21 protein-coding genes are annotated in these 22,583 nt (G+C 43.1%); all 21 read left to right on the plus strand.

Annotated features, from left to right (window positions below; all coding sequences use genetic code 11):
- The first annotated feature begins 59 nt into the window (after positions 1-59).
- The 21 genes from ACQKMP_RS13475 to ACQKMP_RS13575 all read left to right on the plus strand — a co-directional run bounded on the left by ACQKMP_RS13475 (position 60) and on the right by ACQKMP_RS13575 (position 22,481).
- Complete coding sequence (locus tag ACQKMP_RS13475; protein WP_427469539.1) at positions 60-2,717, plus strand: DNA translocase FtsK 4TM domain-containing protein; 2,658 nt, start codon at positions 60-62, stop codon at positions 2,715-2,717.
- A 650-nt stretch (positions 2,718-3,367) separates the two neighbouring features.
- Complete coding sequence (sleB, locus tag ACQKMP_RS13480; RefSeq protein ID WP_427469540.1) at positions 3,368-4,234, plus strand: spore cortex-lytic enzyme; 867 nt, start codon at positions 3,368-3,370, stop codon at positions 4,232-4,234.
- A 136-nt stretch (positions 4,235-4,370) separates the two neighbouring features.
- On the plus strand, positions 4,371-5,648 hold the full coding sequence (gene yfmF, locus ACQKMP_RS13485) for an EF-P 5-aminopentanol modification-associated protein YfmF (protein ID WP_427469541.1): 1,278 nt from the start codon (positions 4,371-4,373) through the stop codon (positions 5,646-5,648).
- 2 nt (positions 5,649-5,650) lie between these two features.
- Positions 5,651-6,931, plus strand: coding sequence for an EF-P 5-aminopentanol modification-associated protein YfmH (gene yfmH, locus ACQKMP_RS13490; protein WP_427469542.1), 1,281 nt, complete (start codon positions 5,651-5,653; stop codon positions 6,929-6,931).
- A gap of 39 nt (positions 6,932-6,970) precedes the next feature.
- On the plus strand, positions 6,971-7,699 hold the full coding sequence (gene ymfI, locus ACQKMP_RS13495) for an elongation factor P 5-aminopentanone reductase (protein WP_427469753.1): 729 nt from the start codon (positions 6,971-6,973) through the stop codon (positions 7,697-7,699).
- Positions 7,700-7,835: 136 nt separating this feature from the next.
- Positions 7,836-8,099 carry a DUF3243 domain-containing protein gene (locus ACQKMP_RS13500; protein WP_042189396.1) on the plus strand — a complete coding sequence of 88 codons (264 nt, stop codon included), beginning with the start codon at positions 7,836-7,838 and terminating at the stop codon, positions 8,097-8,099.
- A 175-nt stretch (positions 8,100-8,274) separates the two neighbouring features.
- Positions 8,275-9,042, plus strand: coding sequence for a DUF3388 domain-containing protein (locus ACQKMP_RS13505; protein WP_042128818.1), 768 nt, complete (start codon positions 8,275-8,277; stop codon positions 9,040-9,042).
- A gap of 48 nt (positions 9,043-9,090) precedes the next feature.
- On the plus strand, positions 9,091-10,053 hold the full coding sequence (locus ACQKMP_RS13510; RefSeq protein WP_340970866.1) for a helix-turn-helix domain-containing protein: 963 nt from the start codon (positions 9,091-9,093) through the stop codon (positions 10,051-10,053).
- 79 nt (positions 10,054-10,132) lie between these two features.
- Entirely contained in the window at positions 10,133-10,294 is a 162-nt protein-coding gene (locus ACQKMP_RS13515; RefSeq protein WP_179086684.1) for a hypothetical protein, read from the plus strand.
- A gap of 201 nt (positions 10,295-10,495) precedes the next feature.
- Entirely contained in the window at positions 10,496-10,987 is a 492-nt protein-coding gene (locus tag ACQKMP_RS13520; RefSeq protein ID WP_042128814.1) for a YajQ family cyclic di-GMP-binding protein, read from the plus strand.
- Between the two features lie 153 nt (positions 10,988-11,140).
- A complete protein-coding gene (pgsA, locus tag ACQKMP_RS13525) occupies positions 11,141-11,728 on the plus strand; it encodes a CDP-diacylglycerol--glycerol-3-phosphate 3-phosphatidyltransferase (RefSeq protein WP_036688397.1) in 588 nt (195 codons plus the stop codon).
- Positions 11,729-11,837: 109 nt separating this feature from the next.
- Positions 11,838-13,124 (plus strand): competence/damage-inducible protein A, encoded by a 1,287-nt coding sequence (locus ACQKMP_RS13530; RefSeq protein ID WP_042189391.1) that lies wholly within the window; start codon positions 11,838-11,840, stop codon positions 13,122-13,124.
- Positions 13,125-13,423: 299 nt separating this feature from the next.
- Positions 13,424-14,491: a recombinase RecA gene (gene recA, locus ACQKMP_RS13535; RefSeq protein WP_042128809.1), complete on the plus strand. Its 1,068-nt coding sequence runs from the start codon at positions 13,424-13,426 to the stop codon at positions 14,489-14,491.
- 165 nt (positions 14,492-14,656) lie between these two features.
- Complete coding sequence (locus ACQKMP_RS13540) at positions 14,657-15,388, plus strand: regulatory protein RecX (protein ID WP_427469543.1); 732 nt, start codon at positions 14,657-14,659, stop codon at positions 15,386-15,388.
- 316 nt (positions 15,389-15,704) lie between these two features.
- Positions 15,705-17,246, plus strand: coding sequence for a ribonuclease Y (gene rny / locus ACQKMP_RS13545; protein ID WP_042128807.1), 1,542 nt, complete (start codon positions 15,705-15,707; stop codon positions 17,244-17,246).
- A 142-nt stretch (positions 17,247-17,388) separates the two neighbouring features.
- Positions 17,389-18,183 (plus strand): TIGR00282 family metallophosphoesterase, encoded by a 795-nt coding sequence (locus tag ACQKMP_RS13550; RefSeq protein ID WP_042189389.1) that lies wholly within the window; start codon positions 17,389-17,391, stop codon positions 18,181-18,183.
- 200 nt (positions 18,184-18,383) lie between these two features.
- Entirely contained in the window at positions 18,384-18,644 is a 261-nt protein-coding gene (locus ACQKMP_RS13555; RefSeq protein WP_019910496.1) for a stage V sporulation protein S, read from the plus strand.
- A gap of 148 nt (positions 18,645-18,792) precedes the next feature.
- On the plus strand, positions 18,793-19,758 hold the full coding sequence (locus ACQKMP_RS13560; RefSeq protein ID WP_042189387.1) for a dipeptidase: 966 nt from the start codon (positions 18,793-18,795) through the stop codon (positions 19,756-19,758).
- A 138-nt stretch (positions 19,759-19,896) separates the two neighbouring features.
- Entirely contained in the window at positions 19,897-20,469 is a 573-nt protein-coding gene (gene pduL / locus ACQKMP_RS13565) for a phosphate propanoyltransferase (protein ID WP_042128797.1), read from the plus strand.
- A gap of 332 nt (positions 20,470-20,801) precedes the next feature.
- Positions 20,802-22,157 carry a DEAD/DEAH box helicase gene (locus ACQKMP_RS13570; RefSeq protein ID WP_427469544.1) on the plus strand — a complete coding sequence of 452 codons (1,356 nt, stop codon included), beginning with the start codon at positions 20,802-20,804 and terminating at the stop codon, positions 22,155-22,157.
- Positions 22,158-22,295: 138 nt separating this feature from the next.
- A complete protein-coding gene (locus ACQKMP_RS13575; RefSeq protein ID WP_427469545.1) occupies positions 22,296-22,481 on the plus strand; it encodes a hypothetical protein in 186 nt (61 codons plus the stop codon).
- The last annotated feature ends 102 nt before the right edge of the window (positions 22,482-22,583 follow it).

Here is a 22,583-nt window from a genome sequence, read left to right on the forward strand (position 1 = left end):
AGAGAACATAGGTACGCCACGCCATTATATGGTATAATGTTGTTCCGGGGGTGGCTGGCGTGGCTAAACGAAAAAAGAAAAAGAAAAAAGCGCTGCTCGGCAGCGTTTTAAAATATGAAATTTACGGAATTTTACTAATAACGATATCCGTTATTGCTCTGTCCGGTGAAGCGGCGGTAGGGCGGTCACTTTCAAGTATGGCGGGTTATTTATTAGGGAGATTTTATTTTGTGTTGCCGCTTATTGGTATTTTTTATGGGCTTATGGTTATGATCCATCGAAGATGGCCTTCTTCTTGGAACAGTCGACATACAGGCGTGCTTTTGCTTCTGCTATCCATGTGCCTTATGAGCACTATTTCTGCAATGGAGCAGAAGCTCGGCCCGTTGTCCTTGCTCCATCCTGGCAACGTGATGACACAAATACATAATGATCTTTCGGGATCTCTTTCGCCCGGTGTTAACAATAGTAATGTCTATATGCTGGGTAAGGATATAAGTGGCGGATATATCGGCGGATTGGAGTATGCTGCGCTGCTGTGGCTCTTTGGTAGTCTGGGAGCTAAGCTGCTCATGATCGTTATGCTTGCCATCAGCTTTATGTTAATTACAAATCTCTCCTATGTAGAGATTATTACTCTTTTGCGAGTTCGTACGGTTAAGTTTGTGGAAGGGATTCGTCTCCATGCGGCAAACCGTCCGAAGGCAGTCCCAGTAGCGGCTAGACCTTCCAAAGCAGCCACACCCGCAAAGACTCGGCCGGTGAAGCAGCCTGTCTATGACGAAGATGACGAAGAGGAAGAAAACGATCGATATTTACCTAATCGTAAGCAACCTGTTCTATTGAAAAAAATATCCGGTTGGTTCACAGGCTCCACCCGTTCAGAGGCGGAAGCCGATTCTGATGATGATCATGGTCCAATTGTAACAAGTGCTTCGCACGGTCCGATCATTTCTGGGCTTTCAGTAGATAGTCGTGTGACTCCACTTGAGGATATCCAACATGATTTTGATGATGCAGATATGGATATGGAACCTGTGACTCCAATTATTCGCGACTTCTTTGAGCATATCCGCTCAGAAGGGCTGAATGAGGAAGATCGGGAGGAATGGAGTGAATTCTCTCCTGCAGCTCGAGGTGTTACCGTCAAAGCTCCTGTTGCAGGGGCTAATCCAGTTAGTCAACAGCCTTCAGATGAGCCTGATGAGAATGTGACTATAGACTTGGATGGATTGCTAAGCGCCACTCCTGATGGACAGATCATTCCTGCTCCACCGGCACCACCTCCACCAAAACCATATAAGCTGCCATCTTTCCGACTTCTAGCCAAACCTAACAACAGCGGTAAAGCAGGAGATCAGAATGATTATATGCAGACCGCCCGTAAGCTAGAAGCTACCCTAGAGAGTTTCGGTGTAAGAGCAAAGGTTCTCGAAGTAGTTAGAGGTCCAGCGGTTACACGCTATGAGATTCAGCCGGATATCGGTGTCAAAGTTAGCCGTATTGTTAATCTGACAGATGACATTGCGCTTGCTCTTGCAGCCAAAGATATACGTATGGAGGCGCCAATTCCGGGTAAATCAGCCATTGGGATAGAGGTACCAAATTCCGAAGTGTCTATTGTGACCATGCGTGAAGTTATGGAGACACAGATCTTTCAGGAAGCTGAATCTAGATTATCGATTGCTTTTGGACGTGATATTTCGGGTCAGACGATTATCGGTAATTTAGCGAAGATGCCCCATTTATTGGTGGCTGGTGCAACGGGATCTGGTAAATCGGTTTGTATTAACGGGATTATTACGAGTATTTTATACAAAGCTAAACCCGATGAAGTCAAATTCCTGATGGTGGACCCGAAGATGGTAGAGCTGAATGTCTATAATGGGATTCCGCATCTTCTGGCTCCAGTCGTTACTGATCCGAAGCGGGCGAGCTTAGCTTTAAAGAAGATCGTTGTGGAAATGGAGAAAAGGTATGAACTCTTCTCCAAATCAGGAACACGCAACATGGAAGGCTATAATAAGCTGATGGCAGAGAACCCAGCTGCTATACTTCCGTATATTGTTGTTATTGTGGACGAGCTTGCGGATTTGATGATGGTTGCCGCTAACGATGTAGAGGATGCTATCTGTCGGCTTGCACAGATGGCGCGTGCAGCTGGTATACATTTAATTATCGCCACTCAGCGTCCTTCCGTGGATGTCATTACAGGTTTGATTAAGGCGAATATTCCATCTCGTATCGCTTTCGGCGTATCTTCCAATGTAGACTCACGTACCATTCTGGATATGCCAGGTGCGGAGAAGCTGTTAGGTCGGGGAGACATGCTGTTCTTACCGATGGGAGCTTCTAAACCGATTCGTGTGCAGGGTGCCTTTATGAGCGATCAAGAGGTTGAGACGATCGTTCAATATGTCAGCAGTCAAGGTGAAGCAGAATATGATGAGTCCATTGTTCCAGAGGTTGATGACACAATCGCTGAAGACCAGGAGCCACAGGATGAGTTATATGAGCAGGCCGTAACGATCGTGCTTGAAGCGAAGCAAGCTTCAGTCTCGCTACTACAGCGCCGGATGAGGGTTGGTTACACCCGTGCAGCCCGTTTGATTGACTCTATGGAGGCTCGTGGGGTAATAGGGCCTTACGAGGGCAGCAAGCCGCGTGAGGTGCTTGTATCACTTGAGCAGTATCAGCATAACAAGATCAGTTCTTAAGCTGAACAAGTCAGTTTAAACCTTAAATAGACAATAAAAAGGGGCCGTCCCCAAGTAGTTTGTACTACTTGGGGACGGCCCCTTACTCATGCTGAAGAAGTGTAAATGACACTTTAAATAATGGCTTTAGTGAAGCTACGAATAAGGCTCCGAGTGAAGCTTCATTGAAATAATTAGGGAATTTCTCCCTGAAATTCTGAGATTATTGGTTCTCAGACTTATAATTAGGGAAAAGATCCCTATAATTTATTAATTTTGGTAAGAAATAAAGGAATTGGCCTGATTTTTAGGGAGGAATTCCCTAATTCCATTCATTATCAGAGAATATCCACTATTTTCAGGGAGTTTTTCCCTAAAAGTGCGAACTGTTACTTGGACTATTGTGAATTCATATCACTAAAATGTTGAAAAGTATGACGTATATCTATAATTTCAATTAATGCGTGGTTCCACAGTAAAATGTGGTCCTTTTAATTCATGATTCATATCAACTCCATGGTTTTCTTATTTCGAATATAATTGATAATTATTCTCAATTATAATGAAAAGCTATTTCTTCTTTTTTAGTAATGCATAGGATGCGCTGACAGTCGTCATAATAACTTTAGCCATCCATGCAGAACTTACAAAAGAAAGGTAGAGCGAACCCTATGAAGAAACAAAAGATGTGGATATTTGCTGCTTTAACTCTTGCACTTGCTGCCGCGCCGTTTGCAGGAACGTTTTTCAAGGGGAATGGCATTGTTCAGACCAAGCAAAGTGCTGCTGCGTCATTTGTCCACGAGTTAAATAATCCTGACGAAGAAGCCTTGCCGGCTTTCAGTACAACACCCATTAAACTTGGGTCCACGGGTCAGGATGTCTATGAATTGCAGGGGCGATTAAAGCATTTAGGTTATTATGCCGGAAAAATAGACAGTCATTTTGGGCCAAAAACGAAGAATGCAGTAACTTGGTTTCAATGGAAATTCGGAATGAAGTCTGATGGCATTGTGGGTGCCAAAACTAAGCTGAAGCTGTATAACGCCACGAAGAACTGGAAGCCTACTGAGCCTTCTACGGGCACGGGAAATAAGACAGCACAGAATAACACTGGTAATAAAACAAATACGTCCAATAAAACGAATTCGCCAGGATTGTCTTCAGGTAATTCGATGGGCTTATCGGAGAATGATCTCAAGATCATGGCTAATGCCGTGTATGGAGAAGCCAGAGGTGAGCCTTTCGAAGGTCAGGTTGCTGTTGCTGCGGTCATTTTAAATCGAGTGAAATCACCTAGTTTCCCGAATACGCCGTCTGGCGTTATTTTTCAACCGGGAGCATTTACAGCTGTAGCCGATGGTCAGATCTATCTGGAGCCCAATGAACAGGCACGTAAAGCAGTGCAGCAAGCACTCAATGGTTGGGACCCTTCAGGTGGATGTTTGTATTACTTCAATCCTAAAACAGCGACCTCTAAATGGATTTGGACCCGTCCTCAGGTGAAGACGATTGGTCAGCATATTTTCTGTATGTAAAAAGAAGGATAGAGAATTCAGAGAGCAACCGGGAAGAGGCTTCCGGTTGCTTCCTTACTTTGGAATGGTTTAGAATGGTTAATAATTCATAAACATGATGTAGAGCAACTATCCACGCCGTAAAGGAGTTTTGGACTTGACTAATAATGTATTTCAGCATGGCACCGTAGGAGGCTTGCGCATTCACGTTATGCCAACCAAGGCGTTCAAGACCTACGCGATCTCACTTTATGCGGGGATCCCTCTTGATGAGAATACAGTAACCTCTACTGCACTAGCTCCATTCGTACTTCGCAGAGGTACCGCGACTTATCCGGAGACCACGCAATTCCGCGAGCGTTTGGAGGAACTGTATGGCGCTGGGTTCGGGTTTGATATTTATAAAAGAGGCGATTATCAAATCGTTCAGTTCCGCATGGATACTATTAATGACTCTTTTGTGCAAAGCCAGGAGAGCTTACTTGAACAATCCTTCGCTTTCTTAGGTGAAGTACTGACTCGTCCATTAGTTGAAGACGGCAGCTTCCGACCTTCGTATGTTGCAACGGAGCGTGAAACCGTTCGCAAGAAGCTGGAGTCCATCGTAAATGACAAGATACGTTACGCTGCTGAGCGCTGTATTCAGGAAATGTGCCGTAACGAGCCATATCGTCTTCACCCTCTGGGGCAAAGAGCGGATCTGGATCAAATCACTCCGAAAAGTTTGTATGAATCGTATAATTCCTGGCTGGATGATGCCATCCTTGATCTCTATGTAGTGGGTGACACAACAGCTGAGGAAGTAGAAAAGCTTGTACAGCGTCATTTTGGCCGGGTTCAGTCCGAAGTGGGCTTATATAGCTCTAAGTTCGTACCTGTATCAGTTAATGAGGTGAGGACTGTAGAAGAGAATCTGGATGTCAGTCAGGGCAAGTTGAACCTGGGTCTACGCACCTCAATTACTTATAAGGATGATAATTACGCGTCCGCACTTATGTACAACGGAATATTAGGAGGGTATCCCCACTCTAAACTCTTCGTTAACGTACGTGAGAAGGCAAGCCTTGCCTATTATGCTTCGTCTCGTTATGACGGCCACAAGGGCATTGGAACGATTCAATCAGGCATCGAAACGCAAAATTACCGCAAAGCCGTGGACATTATAGCGAAACAATTGGAAGAGATGAAAGCTGGCAATATCAGTGATCTGGAACTGAGTCAGACCAAAGCTATGATCCGCAATCAGCTTTCCGAGATTCCGGATTCTGCTTTTGAAATGATCTCTTATGACTTCAACCGCCAGTTGTCAGGAAAAGAACGGACAGCGGATCAGCTATTGGAGCAGGTGGAACAAATCGGTGCTGAAGATGTAAAAGCTGCCGCCGAAACCTTTCAGCTGGATACGATATATTTCTTGACAGGAAAGGAGGAATAACGATGGAACAAATTCATTACGACAGACTTCAAGAGACCATTTATCATGAGGTCATGGATAACGGACTTCAGGTATATGTGTTGCCGAAACCAACCTTCAAAAAGACCTATGCTACATTTGCAACTAAATACGGTTCCGTTGACAATCATTTTCATGTCGCAGGTGGAGAAGAGACCACTGTTCCTGATGGTATAGCTCACTTTTTAGAGCACAAAATGTTCGAAGAGCCAGAAGGCGATATTTTTGCTACCTTTGCTTCAAATGGAGCCTCGGCCAATGCTTTTACAAGCTTTGATCAGACAGTTTATCTTTTCTCAGCAACAGAAAATATAGAGACCAATCTTAGTACGCTCGTTGATTTTGTTCAGCGACCTTATTTTACAGATGAGAATGTAGAAAAGGAAAAGGGAATTATTGGCCAAGAAATCAATATGTATGCTGATAATCCGGATTGGCGCGTGTATTTTGGCCTTATTGAAGCGATGTATTCGAAGCATCCGGTTCGGATTGACATTGCAGGTACGGTAGAATCGATTAGTACGATCACGAAAGAAACGCTGTACACATGTTATAACGCTTTTTATCACCCTAGCAATATGTTGTTGTTCGTGGTTGGGGGCGTGGACCCGGAGAAAGTATTCTCCTTGATTCGCGCTAACCAAAAGGGTAAAACCTACGGCAAGCAGGGTGAAATCAAGCGTATTTTTGAAGATGAACCCGAACAAGTCGCTACAAAACGGCTAGAGAGCAAGCTTGCTGTTTCGATGCCGAAAATCATGTTTGGTTTCAAGGAAAAAGTAGAAGATCTAACAGGTGAAGCTTCTCTGAAACGCGACCTGATAACGAAGCTAATGCTCGATTTGTTGGTAGGTAGTAGCACAGCATTGTATCAAAAGCTTTATGATGAGGAATTGATCTCGGACAGCTTTGGACATGAATTTAATAGTTCTCCGCAGTATGCTTTTTCTGCAATGGGTGGGGATACAAAGGATCCGGATTTGCTTTTAAAACGAATTAAAGAAGAAATAGATCTAATCTTAAAGTCTGGCTTTGCGGAGAAGGATTTCGAGCGGGCACGGAAAAAGAAAATTGGCGGTTATTTGCGCATGCTGAACTCCCCTGAAAGTATCGCACATGAATTTACACGCTACCAGTTCCGTGGTGGTGACCTGTTTGAAGTTCTGCCTATGTATGAATCGATCACTCTGGCAGAAGTAAATGAGCGTCTGCAAGCCCATGTAAACTGGGAACAGCTTGCCGTTTCATTGGTGGTGAGTCCTTAGGTGAGCGTTTTGGGAGAGAGCAGCAAACCACTAGGGGAAATGACAGTGCTCATTACAGGGGGAAGCGGAGGGATCGGCGGCGCCATTGCGGAACGATTTGCTTCTGTGGGGATGAATATAGTTATTCATTATAAACACTCACATGAAGCTGCGAATGATGTCGCTCGGCGTTGTATGGCCCTTGGCGCAAAGGTAATGACAGTAAACGCGGATATGAAGGATCGTAGTCAAATTGTACGTATGGCTGAAAAGCTTGAGAGTAATGGGATGCAGCCGGATATTCTCGTCAATAATGCCGGTAAATCGCATTACGGAATGCTAGCTGATGTGACCGAAGAGGAATGGGATGACATTATGTCCATTAACTTGAAGGGAACCTTTATGTGCAGTCAGATTTTCATGCCGTACATGGTGTCTCAGCGTTATGGACGTATCATCAACGTTTCTTCTGTATGGGGTATCACTGGAGCTTCTTGCGAAGTAGCATATTCGGCTAGTAAGGGTGGAGTGAATGCCTTTACAAAGGCTTTAGCTAAAGAGTTGGCTCCATCTGGTGTAACGGTTAACGCGGTAGCTCCAGGAGCGGTTAATACGAACATGCTGTCCAATTTACAGGAGGATGAAGTCCGTATGCTGGAGGATGAGATTCCAGTAGGGCGTTTGGCTATGCCTAATGAAATATCTTCACTAATTTATTTTTTGGCTTTGCCTGAGTCCGGGTATATCACTGGCCAGATTATTAGTCCAAATGGTGGATGGATTACCTGATCTTCAGTTGGAGAAAAGCTCCAGCATAATAACTTAGCTTCTAAGACATATTATAAGTGTTGTTTTTAAATCTCACGTAAGGCGGCTTACAGCCTGTATGCAGGTGTTTGACCGTAAACATGAAGGAGGATTTAAGATGACACAAGAAGATAGCGTAATCAAAAATTTTGACACCTGGAAGAAATTTCTGGGAAAACGTGTTGTACAGGCGGAGAAACTTGGGATGAGTGAAGACACAATCTCAAAGCTGGCTTTTGAAATTGGGGAATTCCTCGATGAAAAAGTGGATCCAGCAAACACTCAAAACCGTGCAATCAAAGAGCTATGGGACGTCGGCAACGATGAAGAAAAGCAGACGATTGCTAAACTCATGGTCAAGTTGGCGAAAAATCACGCCTAAGCTTGCGGAAAAGCTCCCCTTGTGGGAGCTTTTCTGCAATTATTACAGGACTGACCTTGCCTTTCATTTTTATTTTATATATCATTAACATGACCCGTGTTTCAGACCGCTTTGTCTGAACGGCATTTTTTTGATGTTATCAAAGTGCGGGAAAAGGAATCTATGAGGTGTACAAGTGGAATATAAACAATGGTATATGGAATACAAGATTCACAAGAACAGACCCGGTCTGCTTGGTGATATCGCTTCAATGTTAGGGATGCTAGAAGTCAACATACTGACGATTAATGGCGTTGAAGGAAAGACTCGCGGAATGTTGCTGGAGACCAATGACGATGACAAAATAATGCTGATGGGCGAAATGCTCAAGAAAGTTGATAATATTACAGTTTCAGCTCTGCGGTCTCCAAGACTCGTAGACAAGCTGGCTGTGCGCCATGGGCGATATATTGAACGGGATTCAGATGATCGGAAGACGTTTCGTTTTACTCGGGATGAGCTTGGTCTATTGGTCGATTTTCTCGGGGAACTGTTTAAAAAAGATGGAAATCAGGTAATAGGACTTCGAGGTATGCCCCGTGTAGGAAAGACGGAATCAATCATTGCTGGCAGTGTCTGCGCGATGAAGCGTTGGACATTTGTCTCCTCAACACTTTTACGTCAGACGGTTCGAAGTCAATTAGCAGAAGATGAGATGAACCCACATAATGTATTTATAATTGATGGTATTGTTAGTACGATCCGCTCTAATGAGAAGCATTATAATTTATTACAAAATGTTATGAGTATGCCAAGCACGAAAGTGATCGAGCATCCAGATATTTTTGTGCGGGAATCTGAGTACACCTTTGATGATTTTGATATTATTATCGAGCTTCGCAATAATCCAAATGAAGAAATATTGTACGAGTCGTTTACGACTAGCTACAGTGATGATTTATAGAACAAGAATGAACAATGATATTCATTGAAATTTACAGGAGGTGATGGTATGTCGGAACTGGGCCGGCAATTGAAAGAGGCGCGTCTGCAAAAAGGGATGAGTCTTGACGATGTCCAGGAAGTAACGAAAATTCGCAAAAAGTATTTGGAAGCCATCGAGTCTGGAGACTATAAGGTGCTTCCAGGAAGTTTTTATGTTAGGGCGTTTATCAAAACGTACGCAGAGGCAGTAGGGATGAGTCCTGACGAACTGCTAGAGGAGCATGGGAATGTACCTGCCCCTCCCGAAGACACAGCCATGGAAACGGTGATTCAAAAACGCAGCCGTAGACCTGAAACCGAACGGAATGCAAAATGGCTACCAACAGTGCTTATGTGGACATTTCCAATATTAATTATTGTTGTGATTTACATTTATGCATCTAGTTTGAACAAACCGGATCCTGATCAGATTGATCAGACGAATCTGACGAATGAACAGCAGGATCCTACGACTGCTAAAACATCTCCACCGGCTTCAGGAGGTGGAGTTGTGGCGCCAACTTCTTCGGCAGGAACAGAAGCAACAACTGAACCTACTGCAGAGCCAACGCCATTACCAACACCTACGCCTTCCCCGCAATCCATTACAGTTACACCGGATGGGAAAGCAGGAAAAACAACAAAATTCAAGGTTTCAGCTCCGGCTGGAAGTGAAGTGAAGGTTGAGATTTCTGCTACTGGGGTAAGCTGGCTTGAGGTGTATAAAGGTGAGAACTCTAAAGGTGAAAAACTCTCATTTGGTAACACAGCGGCAGGAGATCGTATGAGCTTTGTGCTTGGAAGTGAAGGAATGTATATTAAATCTGGTTATTCACCAGCTACTGAGATTACTGTCAATGGACAAGTGATTACGGATGAAAAGACCTCATCTCGTCTGCTACTTAATCTGGATGACGGTACTGGAAGTGAAACGACCCAGAATGAAGGTACCACCGATACTACCGACCAGACTAATGAAACAGGCCAATAAGAAAAATGATGCATAGACTTTGGCTTTGCGGGGAACATAAGACTGTTTCTAGTTCTTAGCCAAAGTGGGGTGTACATTCATGATTGTTAGCTGGATTGTAGCTGGACTTGGGGTTGTTGTCAGTCTTATCGGATACTATATGACACCAAGTGCTTGGGGTTATGGAATTCTCGGGTTCGGTCTTGCACATATCGTGCTTGGAATTCTGGATATGTTTCGAAGCCCGCTTCGAAGCAGATAGAGAATTTAGAATGTGCGTCTCCGAGGATATTTTCCATTGGAGACGTATTTCTACCTGAAACACAACTCATTTCGAAGGAAAAGCTCCACTATGTGGGGCTGTTTTCTGTGTCGGGTGAGGTACATATTATCCAATATTAGACTTAAGGGTATCATTCTTTTATAATAGTAGCAGACTAAAAAGTACAAAGGACGTGTAGTTATGAGTTCAGAAAGTTCATTTGATATCGTATCTAAAATGGATATGCAGGAATTAACCAATGCGATCCACCAAACAGAGAAAGAAATTGATAACCGCTTTGACTTTAAGAACAGCAAGAGTAGTCTGAAGCTGGAGAAAGACGCACTTATTATCGCCTCTGAGGACGAATATAAGTTAAACGCTGTTATTGATATTTTACAATCGAAGATGGTGAAGAGAGGTATCACGCTGAAAAACTTGGATTTCGGCAAAGTGGAGCCTGCTTCTCTGGGTAGTGTTCGTCAGCGTTTAGGTCTTAAGCAAGGGATTGATCAGGAGAATGCAAAAAAAATTAACATCCTGATTCGTGATTCGAAATTGAAGGTGAAGAGCCAGATTCAAGGAGATCAGATCCGCGTAACTGGTAAGAGTCGCGATGATTTACAACAAATTATCCAGATTTTGCGTAAAGCTGATTTGCCGCTGGACCTGCAGTTCAACAACTTAAAATAGCATTTTGTACCCCGCAGTGCTTATCAGCGCCATTATGCGGGGTGCTTTGTATTTTTTTTGACACCTATTTATAGCTATAATATACTTGCTTAAGTAGAAATAGATGAGCCTGACTCAGGCAATTTGTATGAACGATTTAGGGGAGGAACTTCAGTGAATTTGCCCAACCGCATCACGCTAGCACGTATTTGCCTGATCCCGATTATGATGTTTTTCTTACTGGTGGATTTCAGTTTTTATCCAGAACCGATACATTGGGGCTCTTTTCAGCTATCTGTTAATCATTTGGTGGCAGCTGTAATCTTTTTGCTTGCAGCGAGCACAGATGGAATAGACGGCTACATAGCAAGGAAATATAATATGGTCACCAATCTCGGTAAGCTCCTTGATCCGTTAGCGGACAAGCTGTTAGTTTCTGCAGTTCTGATTTCACTTGTGGAATTGGGCAGATGTGATTCATGGATCGCAATTGTTATCATTAGTCGTGAGTTCGCAGTAACCGGGCTTCGCCAGATAGCATTGTTAGAGGGAAAAGTGGTTGCCGCCAGCAAATGGGGTAAGATAAAGACGGTTGTACAAATTGTAGCGATCTCACTGCTGTTGTTAAATAATTTCCCATTTCAATTCGTCAGCATTCCTGTAGATGATATTGCTATATGGGCTGCAGCATTGATCACTATTTACTCTGGAATTGATTATTTTGTGAAGAATAAGGATCTATTACAGCTGCATAATGCTTAAGCATTTTAGGCAGCTACATATAGGAGAGGTAATAGGTAAAGCACCTATTACCTTTTTTAAACCCTAAAAGCAGTGTATCTACATTATAACGAGGAGGCGAAAGCCAGGTATGAAAGCGGAGATTATTGCAGTAGGCACGGAGCTTTTGCTCGGTCAAATCGTAAATAGTAATGCCCAGTTTTTGTCTATTGAGCTAGCTGCTATTGGGATTGATGTATATTTTCAAACCGTAGTTGGGGATAACAGCAGTCGCTTGCAGCAAGCCATTGAGATCGCTCAAAGCAGAGCGGATGTTATCATATTTACCGGTGGTATTGGTCCTACAGAAGATGATCTAACGAAGGACGCGCTGGCTGCTTCCTTAGGTCGCACACTTCATATAGATCGCTTGGCAATGGATCATGTACAACGTTTCTTTGATGATCGAAAGATTGTTATGACGGAGAATAATCGTAAACAGGCACTTATAATTGAAGGAACTACACCGTTGCCAAATGAGATTGGTCTTGCTGTTGGCATTGCTTTTGAGCATGAAAAGAAATATTATATTGTGCTTCCTGGTCCGCCTCGCGAGATGAAGCCGATGTTCGTAGATAAAGCTGTACCGTGGCTTCAGCAGCACGCTCTAACGACAGAAATGCCACTTTATTCTAAAATGCTTAAATTTGCCGGTATCGGAGAATCACTGCTTGAGGATAAGCTCATTGATCTTATTCACAGCCAGACAGACCCAACCATAGCTCCTTACGCTAAAGAGGGAGAGGTAACCGTTCGTATTTCGACAAAGGCGCCTTCCGAGCATGAAGCTTACAAGAAGCTGGAGATTCTGGAGAAACAGATCAAAGAGATTTTGCCAGAACATTTATATGCAAATATTGATGTGCCACTGGAGCAATTGATTGTGGATTGGATGGCGGATGCAGGTCTGACTTTAAGTGCGGCAGAGAGTTGCACTGGAGGCTTGCTGATGGAGAGTATAACTAACATTCCAGGCAGTGCTTCGATGTTTGCGGGAGGAATCGTCTGTTATTCCAACGACCTGAAGAAAAAACTTCTAAATGTGCCAAGTGCTTATTTGGAGGGGCCAGATGCTCCAGGGGCAGTTAGTCGTGAAGTTGCCGAGGTGTTAGCTGATCAGGTGAGAATGATCGCAGATAGTGATTTCGGTTTATCTGTAACTGGTGTAGCAGGACCAGGCTATTCTGAACGTAAGCCAGTTGGACTTGTATTTATTGGTTTAGCTGAACGCGGGCGTAAGACAGAAGTATACGAGCTTAATCTTAAAGGTACACGTGAAAATATACGACTGCGTACTGTTAAAGCTCTGTTGTATCGTCTATGGCGCAGACTTGAGGAACGGAAGGTGGAGACTCCTCTTGAAGGCTCAGACTTGTAATGGGAGATTAGCCCAGTTATAATTGAGACATACGGAAGAACCGTGGCACTGAGATTTCTTTGCTGCGGTTTTTTGTATATCTGCGGAGATTTTGATCGCTGTTTTGGTTTTGATCATAAGTCGTTGATGTCCGGTGAAGTAGAGAAATCAGTTAACTTCTATGTCCGGAGGGAGGCTTACAATAAAAGGGATAATTAACGCTTGAGACAAAAAAAACGAATGTATGTTCGAAAAAAAGCTTGGCAAGACCTCAAAAACACGTTATTATATTATTATAAACAGTGAAGGAAGTGGTCTGATTGTCAGATCGTCGTGCAGCGCTTGATATGGCGCTTCGTCAAATAGAAAAACAATTTGGTAAAGGTTCGATCATGAAACTGGGAGAATCCACTCATATGCAAGTGGAAGTTGTACCTAGCGGATCTTTGGCACTTGATATTGCGTTAGGTATAGGCGGACTTCCAAAGGGACGTATTATTGAAGTATACGGACCTGAATCCTCCGGTAAAACGACTGTTGCTCTTCATGCTATTGCAGAAGTGCAAAAACAAGGAGGACAAGCTGCATTTATCGATGCTGAGCATGCGCTCGATCCGAAGTATGCACGTAACTTGGGCGTAAACATTGATGAATTGTTGCTATCTCAGCCAGATACGGGTGAACAGGCACTTGAGATTGCTGAAGCACTTGTCCGTAGTGGTGCAGTAGACATTATTGTCGTTGACTCCGTAGCTGCGTTGGTTCCTAAAGCGGAAATCGAAGGTGATATGGGTGACTCTCACGTCGGCCTACAGGCTCGTTTGATGTCTCAAGCGCTTCGGAAGCTATCTGGTGCCATTAGTAAATCGAATACAATTGCTATCTTTATTAACCAGCTTCGTGAGAAAATTGGTGTTATGTTCGGTAACCCTGAGACAACACCGGGTGGTCGGGCGTTGAAATTCTACTCTTCCGTACGGTTGGATGTTCGCCGTGTCGAAAGTATTAAGATGGGTAACGACGTTGTAGGTAACCGAACCAAGATCAAGATTGTGAAGAATAAGGTAGCACCTCCATTTAAACAAGCTGATGTTGATATCATGTATGGTGAAGGGATTTCCAGAGAAGGAAGTCTTGTAGACATCGGTACTGAAATGGACATCGTGAATAAGAGTGGTGCATGGTATTCCTATGAGGGTGAGCGTCTCGGTCAAGGACGTGAGAATGCCAAACAGTTCTTGAAAGAACATCAAGATATTGCACTTATCATTGAGAACAAGATCCGTGAAGCAAGTAACCTGTCCACTATTGTTGCTGCACCAAATGAAGCGGAAATCATTGCAGAGCAAGAGGAAGAAGAAAAGCTACTTCTCGAAATCGAACAATAGAATTTACTAAGGAATAGGACGCCCTGTGATTCATTGTTGCAGGGTGTCTTTTCTTAACAGTGTAAGAACATATATATTTGGGGTCCCCCCAAAGTACCTGAGTACGCACCGAAGTTAAGCCGCACTTTGTGGGGATATTTTATTGCTATGAGGTGACAAGCAACTATGGTAATACAGCTGGATATGGATTTTGAATCGGATGAGCAGGACGTACAGGTCCTATCTGATTTTCCTGATGGAGAACTTTTAGAAATTACTAAGGTAGAACGTCAGAAGAAGTCGGACCACCGCTACATCATACATTTCGGAGCCTATAACATGACTGTACACGAAGACGTCATGATTAAATATCGGATGATTACTGGAAATTCTTTTATGAAAGCCGATTTGGAGGAAATTGTTGTTGCTGATGAGCGACAACGAGCTTATGTAGAAGGACTTCGTTATCTAGAACGGAAGCCACGTACCGCTATGGAAATGACTCGCCGTTTACGGCAGAAGGAAATAGGGGAGACTATTATTGCGGAAGTGGTGCAACGGCTACAGCAGGAAAGATTGCTTGATGACCCCTTGTATGCAAAGCAATGGGCGGAGCAACGCATTACGAACCAGCGAAAAGGGAAAATGTGGATTCGCCAAGAGCTACGTGAGAAAGGAATCGACAAAACCTTGATCTCGGAAGCACTGGAGAATGTCAGTCCTGAACAAGAACTAGAGAGTGCACTTCAGATTGGTCGTAAGAAATGGAATCTTATTCGTGGTGAAGCCACAGATAAGCGCAGAAAGACTGGAGCCTTCTTAATGCGGCGTGGATTCTCGGGTGATATGGTGCGACAAGTGATCAATACTTTACTTGAGGAAGACAATTATGAGGGTGAAGATGAGGAATTTTACTAGACTCACTGATTCTCTTGACATTAATGCGCATATCGACTCTCTTGACAATGTCTTTTTATAAATAATAAAATATAACATGAATCGGCATAAAGTAAGAATCCTTTTTCCTTCCCAAAAAGGTGACTTTTTAAAACGGTTCGCGTACAACTCATATGAAATGTAATCGCCGGATAAGGCGGGCAGTGTGCATGTGCAGCATGTGCAGTATGGCAATCGGTTATTTACCGGTTTTTTGTATGGTGATGAACGGATAGTTTAACAACTGCACAATTCCCAGGGATATACCTTGGAGAGGAACCAACGAGGAGGTGAACAGATGCAAGCATGGATCTGGGTCATTATCGTTCTCGTTGTAGCTGCATTATTCTTTGGGTTCGGTTATTTTATTCGTAAATCCCTTGCAGAAGCTAAAATTCAAAGCGCAGAAAGAGAAGCCGTAGTCATCGTGGAGAACGCGAAGAAAGACGCAGAGGCGCTGAAGAAAGAAACAGTATTGGAAGCTAAGGACGAAGTCCATAGAATCCGTACTGAAGCTGAGAAAGAAACTCGTGAACGTCGGAATGAAATCCAACGGCAAGAGAGACGTTTGCTGCAAAAGGAAGAATCTCTGGATAAAAAAATGGAATCGCTTGAAAGAAAAGAAGAACAAGTAGCTAACAAAGAGAAACGAATTGATGAAACCCAACAGCAAATTGATGTTATTTACAAAAACCAAGTCACTGAATTGGAGAGAATTTCCAATTTAAGCATCGAAGATGCAAGAAGTATTATTCTTAGCAATGTTGAGCAAGAAGTTCGCCATGAAACGGCTCAAATGATCAAAGAGATTGAACAGCAGGCGAAAGAGGAAGCGGATAAGAAATCCCGTGAAATCATCACACTCGCTATCCAACGCTGTGCAGCTGATCACGTAGCGGAGACAACAGTTTCAGTTGTTACCCTGCCGAACGAAGAGATGAAAGGGCGGATTATCGGTCGTGAAGGCCGTAATATTCGTGCACTCGAAACTCTTACAGGTATCGACCTCATTATTGATGATACGCCGGAAGCAGTTATTTTGTCGGGATTTGATCCAATCCGCCGTGAAGTGGCCCGTACGGCACTTGAGAAGCTTGTGGCAGATGGACGTATCCATCCCGCTCGAATTGAAGAGATGGTGGAGAAATCCCGCAAAGAAGTGGACGAACGAATTCGCGAATATGGTGAACAAGCTACTTTCGAAGTGGGTGTTCACGGATTGCATCCAGATTTGATCAAGATTCTGGGTCGTCTGAAATTCCGTACAAGCTATGGTCAAAATGTATTGAAACACTCCATGGAGGTTGCTTATTTAACTGGACTGATGGCCGGTGAGCTTGGGGAAGACATCGTGCTTGCAAAACGTGCAGGATTGCTCCATGATATCGGCAAAGCGCTGGATCATGAAGTAGAAGGATCGCATGTTGAGATCGGCGTTGAACTAGCGAAGAAATATAAGGAACATCCGGTTGTTATCAACAGTATCGCGTCTCATCATGGAGATTGCGAAGCTACCTCGGTTATTGCTATGTTGGTTGGTGCAGCTGATGCATTGTCAGCAGCAAGACCTGGCGCTCGCCGTGAAACACTGGAAACGTATATTAAACGTCTAGAAAAACTGGAAGAAATCTCAGAGTCATTCGAAGGCGTTGAGAAATCATTTGCTATTCAGGCGGGCCGTGAGGTACGCGTGATGGTACAGCCAGAGAAGATTGACGATGCAGAGGCATTCCGTCTTGCTCGCGATATTACGAAAATGATTGAAAGTGAACTGGATTATCCAGGACATATCAAAGTTACCGTTATTCGTGAGACACGGGCTGTTGAATACGCTAAATAGGTGGAATATAAGGTTAAGGGATAAGATGTAACTTATACTTTCTTATATTTGTTGAGAATTGGCCCCTAAGCGGGGCCTTTTTTCTTTTGAATATGAGGTTTTATCTATTAGATATAGCGGTTACGATTAGGAGGAGAGAATCATTAAAGTACTATTTATTGGAGATATCGTTGGAAATGTTGGCAGAAAGGCTCTTCGTGAGATGTTGCCCTCACTAAAAAGTAAATATCAGCCACATATCATTATTGTTAATGGTGAAAATTCTGCTGCCGGTAGAGGGATCACCAAGGCGATCGCTAATGAGTTTTTTAACTGGGGCGTTCACGGTATAACTATGGGAAACCACACATGGGACAACAAAGATATTTTTGAGTTCATCGATGATGAGGCTCGGATTATTCGTCCCGCTAATTTTCCGCCAGGAACACCGGGAAGAGGTTATACAGTCGTTAAAGGGAACGGTAAAGAACTGGCCATAGTAAATTTGCAAGGCCGGACATTCTTACCTGCTATCGATTGTCCTTTCCGTGTCGGGGAAGAAATTGTGGAAGAGCTTCGCAGAGATCACAAATGTATTTTAGTCGATTTCCATGCAGAGGTAACCTCTGAGAAAATCGCCATGGGATATTTTATGGATGGTCGCGCATCGATTGTTGTTGGGACACATACTCATGTTCAGACAAATGATGATGTGATTTTACCAGGAGGAACTGCTTATTTGACCGATGCGGGAATGGTTGGTTCAAGCGAAGGAATTCTGGGTATGGAAAGAGATGCAGTACTTTATAAGTTCACAACTCAGCTTCCAGCACGATTTGTTGTCGATGAAGGCAAGTGGCAGCTTCACGGTTTATTTGCAGAATTAGATGAAAATACTGGTGCGGCGACTCGTCTGGAGAAGATACGGTTACGTGAAGATGAATGGGTTATGAGCTAAACGTAGAACAGAGTATGGTTTAATCCGGGTAATTTCGCTGAGTTAGGGTAAAGTGTGATATTTTTTATATCATAAAAGAGTATCTTTAATACCGTTTTTGGAAGACGTGGTCCGTAAAAAGAAGGAATTATTTCTTCTCTCGCGAATAACATCTAAAGTAGTGGAAGAACACCATTATTTTCCCAGGGGAGGTACTTACTATGGATGTATTAAAAGTATCAGCTAAATCCAATCCAAATTCCGTCGCCGGCGCATTAGCGGGTGTTCTTCGTGAACGTGGATCGGCCGAATTACAAGCTATTGGAGCTGGAGCACTGAATCAAGCAGTCAAAGCAGTTGCCATTGCCCGGGGATTTGTTGCACCAAGCGGAGTAGATTTGATCTGCATTCCTGCGTTCACTGATATAGTGATTGATGGGGAAGATCGAACCGCGATTAAACTGATTGTTGAACCCAGATAATAGACCTATAGAATGATTGAACCTGTTTACTTTTGTAAACAGGTTTTTTGCTTTTGATTTATAGTCTGGCGTTTTTTTGCATAGTATCTGAAATAGGCATTTGGAAATGAAATGAACGGCTGGGACAGTGAGAAAGTGGGGTTGTAAAATGAGGGCTGATAAGTTTAAAGTAGCGGATTTCCATTGTGATGTACTAAGCAAAATGCAAGCCTCCCCGGATATAAATTTTGACAATGATCCTCGATTAGATGTTACTGCAGAGCGGCTGGCTTCTGGCGGAGTGGCGTTGCAATGTTTTGCAATATATCTTTCAACTAACAGAGGAAAACCAAGCTTTGAACATGTTCTAGGGCAAATTGATCTCTTTAGGCAAAAGATAGTGAACACAGATGGGCTTCAGTGGTTACAGTGGAAGGAGCAAGTAGGGAATCGATTAGTAGGCGCACCTCCACAAGCAATGCTCTCTCTGGAGGGCGTAGACGGCTTAGAAGGGAACTTGTTTTATGCTCAGCTCTGCTTCGAACTTGGAGTACGGTTTCTTGGTGTGACTTGGAATTATGCGAACTGGGCAGCAGATGGTGTGCTAGAGAAGCGTAATGGTGGATTTACGGAAAAAGGGAGAAAGCTGATAGAATGGTGCAACGAAAGTGGAATGCTGCTTGATGTGTCGCATTTGTCACAAGCGGGGTTCTGGGAGTTGGCTGATTTAAGCAATCGTCCGTTTATTGCTTCCCATTCGAATGCTGCGGCTATATGTGGGCATGTTAGAAATTTAAATGATGAACAGATTAAAGCTTTGATTGCAATGGATGGAAGAATGGGTCTGACCTTTTATCCTTGGTTTGTAAGTGATGATGGGAAGGCTCGTATGGATGATTTGTTAAAGCACATTGAACATGTATGTAGTCTCGGCGGTGAGAAGCATATGATGTTTGGCTCGGATTTTGACGGCATCGATACTTGGGTAGAGAAGTTGGAGCATCCGGGAAAATACCCTGATCTTATAGAGCAGCTGCTCCGTTATTATCCAGAGGATACTGTGAAAGGCTGGATGTATGAGAATGCGACCTCTTTTTTAAGCGTAAATTTGCCCTCTCAGGTGTCTAAACCATGACAATCTTGTGCAAAAAACATAAATTGTCGAAAAAAGGGGCTTCGTTATGATGCAGCCCTTTTTATTTTTGGGTAAGAAGATGTATAATGGTTAATGGCTTATACAGATACTAGAGAAAATACAAGGAGTGACTTTACAATGAGTAAGACTGTACCCGTAGGTGTGTCGGCTAGACATATTCACCTTACGCAAGAGCACGTGGAGGCTCTGTTTGGCCCAGGATATCAATTAACTGAGTTCAAACCACTTTCCCAACCAGGACAATTTGCAGCAAATGAACAAGTAGCAGTTATCGGTAGCAAAGGTAAATTTGACAAGGTAAGAATTTTGGGACCTGCTCGTCCGGCTTCCCAATTAGAAATTTCCCGTACTGACTCCTTCGCACTTGGCGTGAAAGCTCCAGTTCGCGAATCTGGAAATATTGAAGGAACACCTGGCATTACGCTCAAAGGACCTGCTGGTGAAGTTGAATTAGAACAAGGCGTTATCATCGCTGCTCGTCACATTCACTTCCACACTTCTGAAGCTGAAGCTTGGGGCATTGCAGATAAGCAATTGCTTAAAGTCCGTCTCGGTGGCGACCGCGGTCTCGTATTGGAGAACGTAATTGCTCGTGTATCCGACAGCTTCAAACTTGATATGCATATTGATACTGACGAAGCTAATGCTGCTGGTGCCAACAATGGCGACACTGCTGAAATCGTAGACTAATCTTCATACGAATGATAAGAAGCGGGGGAGAAATCCTTCGCTTTTTTGTTGTGTGTTGGGAAACGTTATTTGGCTGATACGCATACTTAAACATTTTTCGGACTGTATAGCAGCTATTTCGGTATTTTGATGTGTGTTGCTAAGGTATCGGACTGCATAGCTCTTATTAGCTATTAATTGTACTGGTATCCTGAAATGGATTTTTAATGAAAATTGGTGTGATGATAAAGAATATCTATTATTATGTGACTAATTGTGTTATGATTATTGTTTATGACGTGACAAATGGATTTAATGTTAAGAATATATGTATTAGAAATTAAGGAGACCCAATGACATTTAACGAACTGAATATTATGCCTGCGATTTTAAAGGCTTTAACCAAAGAAAACTATACATCACCTACACCTATACAGGAGCAATCGATCCCAGCTGTATTAGCAGGTAGAGATTTACTTGGATGTGCTCAAACGGGAACAGGAAAGACAGCTGCATTTTCTGTACCTATTATTCAATTATTAAGCGAACAAACAAGTCCCAACAAATCAAGCAATGTACGACGCATTCGCTCGCTGATCTTAACACCGACAAGAGAACTAGCGATTCAAATTGCTGATAACATAAAAGCGTATAGCCAATTCACAGATATCCGCTCTGCTGCCATTGTTGGCGGTGTATCACAGAAAGTACAAGAGCGTGCCTTGAATCAAGGTGCTGATATTTTAATTGCTACACCAGGAAGACTTATCGACCTGATCAATCAAAAACGTGTGGATTTACAGTATGTCCAAATTCTTGTCTTGGATGAGGCTGACCGCATGCTAGATATGGGCTTTATTCATGATGTAAAACGAATTATCGCTAAAATGCCAACGAAGAAACAAACACTGTTCTTCTCGGCAACGATGCCTACTGAGATCTCCAAATTGATCAAAACCTTGCTTGTGAATCCAGTAAAAGTAGAAATCACACCCGTGTCATCTACTGCGGATAGAATCGATCAATCGATCTATTTATTAGAGAATGGAAATAAGCAGAATCAATTGAATCTTTTGTTACAGGATAAATCAATCATTTCTGCGCTGGTGTTTACTCGTACAAAACGTGGTGCGGACCGTGTTACACGCGATCTAGCGAAAGTGAACATTTCTGCACAAGCCATTCACGGCAATAAATCGCAGAATGATCGTCAGAATGCATTGCGGAATTTTAAAAGTGGTGCAACCCGCGTTCTTGTAGCTACGGATATCGCCGCGCGAGGAATTGATATTGATGAGTTATCACATGTAATCAACTTCAACTTGCCGAATATTCCAGAAACCTATGTGCACCGGATCGGTCGTACGGGTAGAGCTGGGTTAAGCGGAACGGCAATATCTTTTTGCGAATCTGAAGAGCTTCCGTTCCTTAAGGATATCGAGAAATTGATCGGAAAATCGATTCCAGAAGTGAAGGATCATCCGTATCCGATGTCTCGTAAAACGCAAATGAAGACAGAAAGATCTTCGAAACCGTCAGGTTCGAGATCTGCATCTTCTAAACCATCGACTTCCAGACCATCAACAGCTAAACCAGCGGGGGTAAAACCAGCGGCATCTAAACCTGCCAAAGCAAAACCTAAGTCTAACCCTCCATTAAAGCCAAAGTCCGAGTGGTTCACTAAAGGAAGACAAACGAGCAGCAGATAAGTTACTTTGAACGCTGTACGTTTTTTATAGTAAGACCTCAAAACCATCAGAGAAATCTGATGGCTTTTTTGTTAGTTGATGATAAGGTGAATTCAAGATATGGTATGGTTTTTGTAATATTAGGGTGGGGTGGAAGTTATGAAGAAGAAATTTAAGGCACCTAATTCGATCGTATGCGAAGAAATCATTCCGAGTATTTTTAACTCATGGGACAAGGATGCTTTGTTACTTCGAGTAAATAATGGGAGTGGAAAGTTAATAACTAAATTTGGGGTGGATAACTCTGGTGAGCGATTGATAGAGTTAAAGATTCACAAGAGGTAGGGAATGACCTTAGTACTGCATTTGAAAAGGTTAAACCTCTACTGAGTATTCTAGAAAATGGTTATTACCTGATGTCTTATATAGAAATGATACCAACTAACG

It is taken from the genome of Paenibacillus sp. NPDC101420 (assembly GCF_050277435.1).
In the GTDB taxonomy this organism is placed as follows: domain Bacteria; phylum Bacillota; class Bacilli; order Paenibacillales; family Paenibacillaceae; genus Paenibacillus_AQ.

Coding starts and splice junctions, on each gene's coding strand:
- sleB (WP_427469540.1), top strand. CDS start 3,368: ATGAAGAAACAAAAGATGTGGATATTTGCTGCTTTAACTCTTGCACTT.
- yfmH (WP_427469542.1), top strand. CDS start 5,651: ATGGAACAAATTCATTACGACAGACTTCAAGAGACCATTTATCATGAG.
- ymfI (WP_427469753.1), top strand. CDS start 6,971: ATGACAGTGCTCATTACAGGGGGAAGCGGAGGGATCGGCGGCGCCATT.
- ACQKMP_RS13500 (WP_042189396.1), top strand. CDS start 7,836: ATGACACAAGAAGATAGCGTAATCAAAAATTTTGACACCTGGAAGAAA.
- ACQKMP_RS13510 (WP_340970866.1), top strand. CDS start 9,091: ATGTCGGAACTGGGCCGGCAATTGAAAGAGGCGCGTCTGCAAAAAGGG.
- ACQKMP_RS13515 (WP_179086684.1), top strand. CDS start 10,133: ATGATTGTTAGCTGGATTGTAGCTGGACTTGGGGTTGTTGTCAGTCTT.
- ACQKMP_RS13520 (WP_042128814.1), top strand. CDS start 10,496: ATGAGTTCAGAAAGTTCATTTGATATCGTATCTAAAATGGATATGCAG.
- ACQKMP_RS13530 (WP_042189391.1), top strand. CDS start 11,838: ATGAAAGCGGAGATTATTGCAGTAGGCACGGAGCTTTTGCTCGGTCAA.
- ACQKMP_RS13540 (WP_427469543.1), top strand. CDS start 14,657: ATGGTAATACAGCTGGATATGGATTTTGAATCGGATGAGCAGGACGTA.
- rny (WP_042128807.1), top strand. CDS start 15,705: ATGCAAGCATGGATCTGGGTCATTATCGTTCTCGTTGTAGCTGCATTA.
- ACQKMP_RS13555 (WP_019910496.1), top strand. CDS start 18,384: ATGGATGTATTAAAAGTATCAGCTAAATCCAATCCAAATTCCGTCGCC.
- ACQKMP_RS13560 (WP_042189387.1), top strand. CDS start 18,793: ATGAGGGCTGATAAGTTTAAAGTAGCGGATTTCCATTGTGATGTACTA.
- pduL (WP_042128797.1), top strand. CDS start 19,897: ATGAGTAAGACTGTACCCGTAGGTGTGTCGGCTAGACATATTCACCTT.
- ACQKMP_RS13570 (WP_427469544.1), top strand. CDS start 20,802: ATGACATTTAACGAACTGAATATTATGCCTGCGATTTTAAAGGCTTTA.
- ACQKMP_RS13575 (WP_427469545.1), top strand. CDS start 22,296: ATGAAGAAGAAATTTAAGGCACCTAATTCGATCGTATGCGAAGAAATC.